This is a genomic window from Streptomyces sp. S6 (assembly GCF_054880855.1).
Genome location: NZ_JBTYMC010000390.1, coordinates 1 through 5,479 on the forward strand (window position 1 = coordinate 1; position 5,479 = coordinate 5,479).

Annotated in this window: 3 protein-coding genes and 2 pseudogenes; 4 read left to right on the top strand and 1 reads right to left on the bottom strand. The window is 71.2% G+C overall.

All coding sequences use genetic code 11. The annotated features are described in order from the left end of the window. Positions 1–599 (top strand): annotated as a pseudogene (locus ACVNF4_RS31945) (MFS transporter); the annotation flags it as partial. A 189-nt stretch (positions 600–788) separates the two neighbouring features. Beyond that, entirely contained in the window at positions 789–1,961 is a 1,173-nt protein-coding gene (locus tag ACVNF4_RS31950; RefSeq protein WP_461806369.1) for an acyl-CoA dehydrogenase family protein, read from the top strand. A gap of 48 nt (positions 1,962–2,009) precedes the next feature. Here ACVNF4_RS31950 and ACVNF4_RS31955 read toward each other — a convergent pair whose 3' ends face one another. After that, on the bottom strand, positions 2,010–2,450 hold the full coding sequence (locus ACVNF4_RS31955) for a cell division protein SepF (protein ID WP_461806370.1): 441 nt from the start codon (positions 2,448–2,450) through the stop codon (positions 2,010–2,012). A 685-nt stretch (positions 2,451–3,135) separates the two neighbouring features. Between ACVNF4_RS31955 and ACVNF4_RS31960 the strand changes: the two genes are divergently transcribed. Together ACVNF4_RS31960 and ACVNF4_RS31965 are read left to right on the top strand one after the other, a co-directional pair. Then, the gene (locus ACVNF4_RS31960; protein WP_461806371.1) at positions 3,136–5,046 is read left to right on the top strand and encodes an FAD/NAD(P)-binding protein; all 1,911 of its coding nucleotides are present in this window, start codon (positions 3,136–3,138) and stop codon (positions 5,044–5,046) included. Beyond that, positions 5,043–5,479 (top strand): annotated as a pseudogene (locus ACVNF4_RS31965) (LLM class flavin-dependent oxidoreductase); the annotation flags it as partial. The gene ACVNF4_RS31960 and the pseudogene ACVNF4_RS31965, both read left to right, overlap by 4 nt.

Genomic DNA, 5,479 nt, shown 5'->3' on the forward strand with positions numbered 1-5,479 from the left:
CTGCTGGAGACGATGAAGGTCGACAAGAAGTCGCGCGGCTGCTGCGGCGGGTCGGGCCCCGGCGGATGGTGTGCGCGGGGTTCCTGCTGACCGCCGTCGCGGTGCTGACGCTGACCGGGATGGGCGGGTCGGACGACGCGGGGCTGCTGCTCGGTGGGTTCGTGCTGCTGGGGTTCGGGCTGGAGACGACGCTGTTCGCCGCGTACGAGTCGATGCTGAGTGAGGCGCCGGCCGAGCAGGCGGGTGGGGCGGCGGCAGTGGGGGAGACGTCGTACCAGCTCGGGGCGGGGATCGGGATCGCGCTGCTCGGCAGTGTGATGAACGCCGCGTACAAGCCGGGGGTCGTGGGGGTGGTGGGGGTGCCGGCCGAGGCGTCCGTCGCCGCCGGGCATTCGCTCGGGGAGGCGTATGACGTGGCGGGGGAGATCGGGGGGCCTGCGGGGGGAATGCTGCGGCGGGTGGCTCGGGAGTCGTTCGTGCATGGGTTGCATGTGACGTTGTTGGTGAGTGCGGGGTTGTTGTTGCTGGGGGCGGTGATGGCGTTGCGGTTGCCTCGGGGGATGCAGGTCGATGTGCCGGCGCCGAGGGTGAGGTCGTGACGGGGCTCTTGAGTGCCGGGTGCGGGTTGTGGGTGGCTGGTCGCGCACACGCGGCGGAGCCGCAAATCGATACAGCCCCGCGCCTCTGAAAGACGTGGCTGGTCGCCGCGTTTGGCTTTCCCTGTGTGCTGGCGTGGCGTAGGTTCCCGAGTGGTGTCGTAACTAGCGGTGCTAGTTTTGGGAGGAAACGTGGGAACGTTCGACGCTGGTGACTTGCTGGGGATCGATGAACTGCTCTCCCCCGAGGATCTCGCCGTGCGGGAGACCGTGCGGCGGTGGGTGGGGGAGCGGGTGTTGCCCGGGGTGGCGGGGTGGTACGAGGCGGGGGAGTTGCCTCAGGTGCGGGAGCTGGCGCGGGAGTTGGGGGGTATCGGGGCGCTGGGGATGTCGTTGGAGGGGTATGGGTGTGCGGGGGCCAGCGCTGTGCAGTACGGGCTGGCCTGCTTGGAGCTGGAGGCGGGGGACTCCGGGATTCGGTCGCTCGTGTCCGTGCAGGGGTCGCTCGCCATGTACGCCATTCACCGGTTCGGGAGCGAGGCTCAGAAGCAGGAGTGGCTGCCGGGTATGGCCTCGGGGGAGGTCATCGGGTGTTTCGGGCTGACCGAGCCCGATCACGGGTCCGACCCGGCGTCGATGCGGACCTACGCCAAGCGGGACGGCTCCGACTGGGTGCTCAACGGGCGGAAGATGTGGATCACCAACGGGTCCGTGGCCGGGGTGGCGGTGGTGTGGGCGCAGACCGAGGCGGGGGTGCGCGGGTTCGTCGTCCCGACCGATGTGGACGGGTTCTCGGCGCCGGAGATCAAGCACAAGTGGTCGCTGCGGGCGTCGGTCACCAGTGAACTGGTGCTGGACGACGTGCGGTTGCCCGAGGACGCCGTGCTGCCGGAGGTCGTCGGGCTGAAGGGGCCGCTGAGCTGCCTGTCGCATGCCCGGTATGGGATCGTGTGGGGCGCGATGGGGGCTGCGCGGGCCTGTTTCGAGACGGCCGTGGAGTACGCGAAGACGCGTGAGCAGTTCGGCCGGCCGATCGGGGGGTTCCAGCTCACGCAGGCCAAACTCGCCGACATGGCCGTCGAGTTGCACAAGGGGATTCTGCTGGCCCATCACCTGGGCCGGCGGCTGGACGCGGGCCGGCTGCGCCCGGAACAGGTCAGTTTCGGCAAGCTGAACAACGTACGCGAGGCCATCGAGATCTGCCGTACCTCGCGCACGATCCTCGGTGCCAACGGGATCTCGCTGGAGTACCCCGTGATGCGGCACGCGACGAACCTGGAGTCGGTGCTGACGTACGAAGGCACCGTGGAAATGCACCAGTTGGTGCTGGGCAAGGCGCTCACCGGACTCGACGCCTTCCGCTGACCCCCGGACCTGAACCCCGAGGGGGCAGGGCCGGTGAGCGGCCCTGCCTCAGCTCTGGTTGAAGAAACCGTCCGTGCGGTGGCCGCCGGGGTCGCCGTTGACGATCTCCGTGTGGGCCGGGGTCAGCAGGAACACGCGCGTGGAGACGCGCTCGATCGAACCGCGCAGCCCGAAGATGAGCCCGGCGGCGAAGTCGACGACGCGCTTGGCGTCGGCGGCCTCCATCGCCGTCAGGTTCATGATCACCGGCACGCCCTCGCGGAAGAGCTCGCCGATCGCACGGGCGTCCCGGAAGCTGTCCGGGGTGACCGTGCCGATCCGGCGGCCCTTCTCCTCGGCCGTGTCCGTCGCGACCTTGACCCGGGGGTCGGTGACCCAGGCGGCTTCGCCGGAGTCGGTCCCCTCGGAGTAGTCGTCGTCGTAGTAACGCTCGTCATCGTTGTCGTCGACGAGGCCAAGCCAGGCACTCGCCTTGCGCACCGATCCCATGGACGCCTCCTCTCACAGCGGTCTGCTTGCTATCCGCAGGACCCATGGTCGTCCATGATGCGGATGTCGCGCCAAGTGGATAGACGCCGCGCGGGGGGTTTGTGACGGTACTGGTGCACAGCCGATTCGTCGAGAGTCCAAGCGCCCCAAGGGTCGTACCGTGTACGGATGCTGACTGAGAGTGAAATATGATCCTTTGTGGCGGACGGGTGACAAGCGGTGCGTATGGGTGAACGGAAGCGGCCGTTCGGGGTCGCTCCGAGCTGATTGTCTGCCTGCGCAAGGAGGCTGACTGGGTGTCAGGTGCGGCGAGCTGAGGGGGAGGCGCTCGTGTGAAGGCGTTGCGGAAAGGCATCGAGGGCGCCCCGGCCGACGGGCCCGGGGCGGGTGGCGGTCAGCTCAACAGGAACAGGACCACACGCGACCGAAGTCGATGTGGGAGCGGGTGACCAGCCACTGCTGTGGATGCATGGGCCAAGTGGAACAGGTCTCCGGATGCGAGTCAACCGACCTGAGACGAACCGTTCACAGTGTGGACGACCTTGACAGCGAGCGGAAACGCGGTCGTACTCTCGGGACGCGGCCCTGCTGAGGGGCTCGGCCGCACCGGCGCCGCGCGGCGCCCCGTGTGAAGGCAACCGTCTCCCCCGGCCGTGCGCCGGGAGCTTCCGTCACGGAGCCTTCCATGCCTTCCCTCGTCATCGTCGGAGCCGGACCCCGAGGGGTCGGGCTGATCGAGCGAATCGCCGCCAACGCGCCCGAGCTGTACGACGGTTCGGGCCTCGACATCCACCTCGTCGACCCCCATCCACCGGGCGGCGGGCGGATCTGGCGCACCGCGCAGTCACCGCTGCTGTGGATGAACTCGCACGCCGAGGACGTCACGATGTTCACCGACGAGACGGTAAGCATGGCCGGGCCGGTAAGTCCCGGGCCCACCCTGCACGAGTGGGCGGGCATCGACGGTGCCACCTTCGCCGACCGGCAGCTCCAGGGGGCGTACCTGGGGTGGTTCTACGAACAGGCGCTCGCCGCGCTGCCGGCGGGGATACGGGTGCGGCACCATGCCCGGCGGGCGATACGGGTCGCCGAGGGGGTGGACGGGGCTCAGGAGGTGTGGCTGGAGCGGGGCTCCGGGAGCGTGGGGGGCCTTGCGGGGGCAGGGGCTGCGGGCTCGGAGTCGCTCGGAGGGGCGGCGGCGGTCAGGGCTCGGGGAGAGGACTCGGTGGCGGTCGAGGGTGAGGGTGCGTCGGAGAGTACGGGGACGGCGGGGCATGGCTACGACGTGCTGCGCGCCGACCTCGTCGTCCTCGCGCTCGGCCACCTCGACGCCGAACTCGACGACGAGCAGCGCGCGTTGGCGTCGTACGCCGAGGAGCACGGGCTCGTCCACCTCCCCCCGGACTTCACCGCCGACAGCGACCTCTCCGCCCTGGCGCCCGGCGAGCCCGTGCTCGTCCGGGGGTTCGGGCTGGCGTTCGTCGATCTGATGGTGCTGCTCACCGAGGGGCGGGGTGGGCGGTACGACGGCGAGGTGTACGTGCCGTCGGGGCGGGAGCCGGTGCTGTACGTGGGGTCGCGGCGGGGTGTGCCGTACCGCTCGAAGATCGGGTACGAGTTGGCCGGTGAGCGTCCGCCGCTGCCCCGGTTCCTCGGGCCCGGAGAGATCGACGAACTCCTCGCACGGCCGGGCGGGTTCGACTACCGGCGGGACGTGTGGCCGCTGGTGGAGAAGGAGTTGGGGTTCGCGCACTACCACCGGCTGTTCACGGCGCACCCCGAGCGGACGGCGATGGAGTGGGCCGACTTCGAGGAGAAGTATGCGGCGGGGGGCGGGGTGGATCTGGCGGCGCTGGTCGCCGAGGCGGTGCCGGATGCCCGGGACAGACTCGATCTGGCCGCGCTGGACCGGCCGTTGGAGGGGGCGCGGTACGGGTCGCGGGAGGAGTTCCAGGACGGGCTGCGGGCGCACATCGAGGCTGATCTGACGCGACGTCACGATGACGCGCACAGCGCCGACTTGGCCGTCTTCCTCGGACTGCTGTCCGTCTACGTCCAGTTGATCCGGCTGGGGGGCCGAGTCGCCTCCTCCTGGCACGGGTTCTTCAGCTATCTCGCGTCCGGGCCGCCCGGGCCCCGGCTGCGGCAGATGCTCGCGCTGTCCCGGGCGGGGGTGCTGCGGTTCGTCGGGGCGGACATGGCGGTGCGGGCCGAGAGCGGGGTGTTCCGGGCGTCGAGTCCCACCGTTCCGGGGGCCGTTGTGGAGGCGCGGGCGCTCGTCGAGGCGCGGTTGCCGGAGGCGTCCGTGCGGCGGGCGCTCGATCCATTGCTGCGGGGGCTCGCGCAGGAGGGGGTGGGGGAGACGGACGCGGGGCTGCTGCGGGTCGATCCGGTGGACGGGCGGGTGCTCGACGCGCAAGGGCGGGCGCACCCCCGGCGGTTCGCGGTCGGGCCGTATACGGACGGGCGGACGCCGGGGGCGTTCACGCGGCCTCGGACCGGGGGGCCCGCGTTCCGGCAGAACGATGTGGTGGCCCGGGCGGTGTTCGAGTTTCTGGGCCGGGCGGGACTCGGGGGCGGGGAGGGGGACCGGTGAGTGTCTCCCGGGGGTTGCCGCATCTCGCCGCCGCCGTCGATCTGCCCGAGGGGGAGGACTGTGCGGAGTTGGCGCGGCTGGCCGAGCGGGGTGGGCTGGACTTCGTGACGCTGGGGGGTGCGGGGGACGTCGTGGGGGCGCTGGCCGAGGTGGCGGCGGTGACGCGGCGGGTGGGGCTGGTGGCGATGTCCGTGGCGGGGGCGGCTGTCGCGGGGCTCGACCGGGTGAGTGGAGGCAGGGGCGGCGGGCTGGTGCAGGGGGAGCGTTGTGGGGGCGGTTCCTCCGGATTTCCTGGGGCCAGGGGCGGGGTGTCGGGGCACGGGTGTCCGCTGCGGGTCGTCGACGCGACGGACCCCGCCGCGTGGGACGTCGCCGCGCGGTACGGGGACGTCGCGCTCGTCCGCGTCGCGGGGGCCGGGGAGGCGGACGAGCG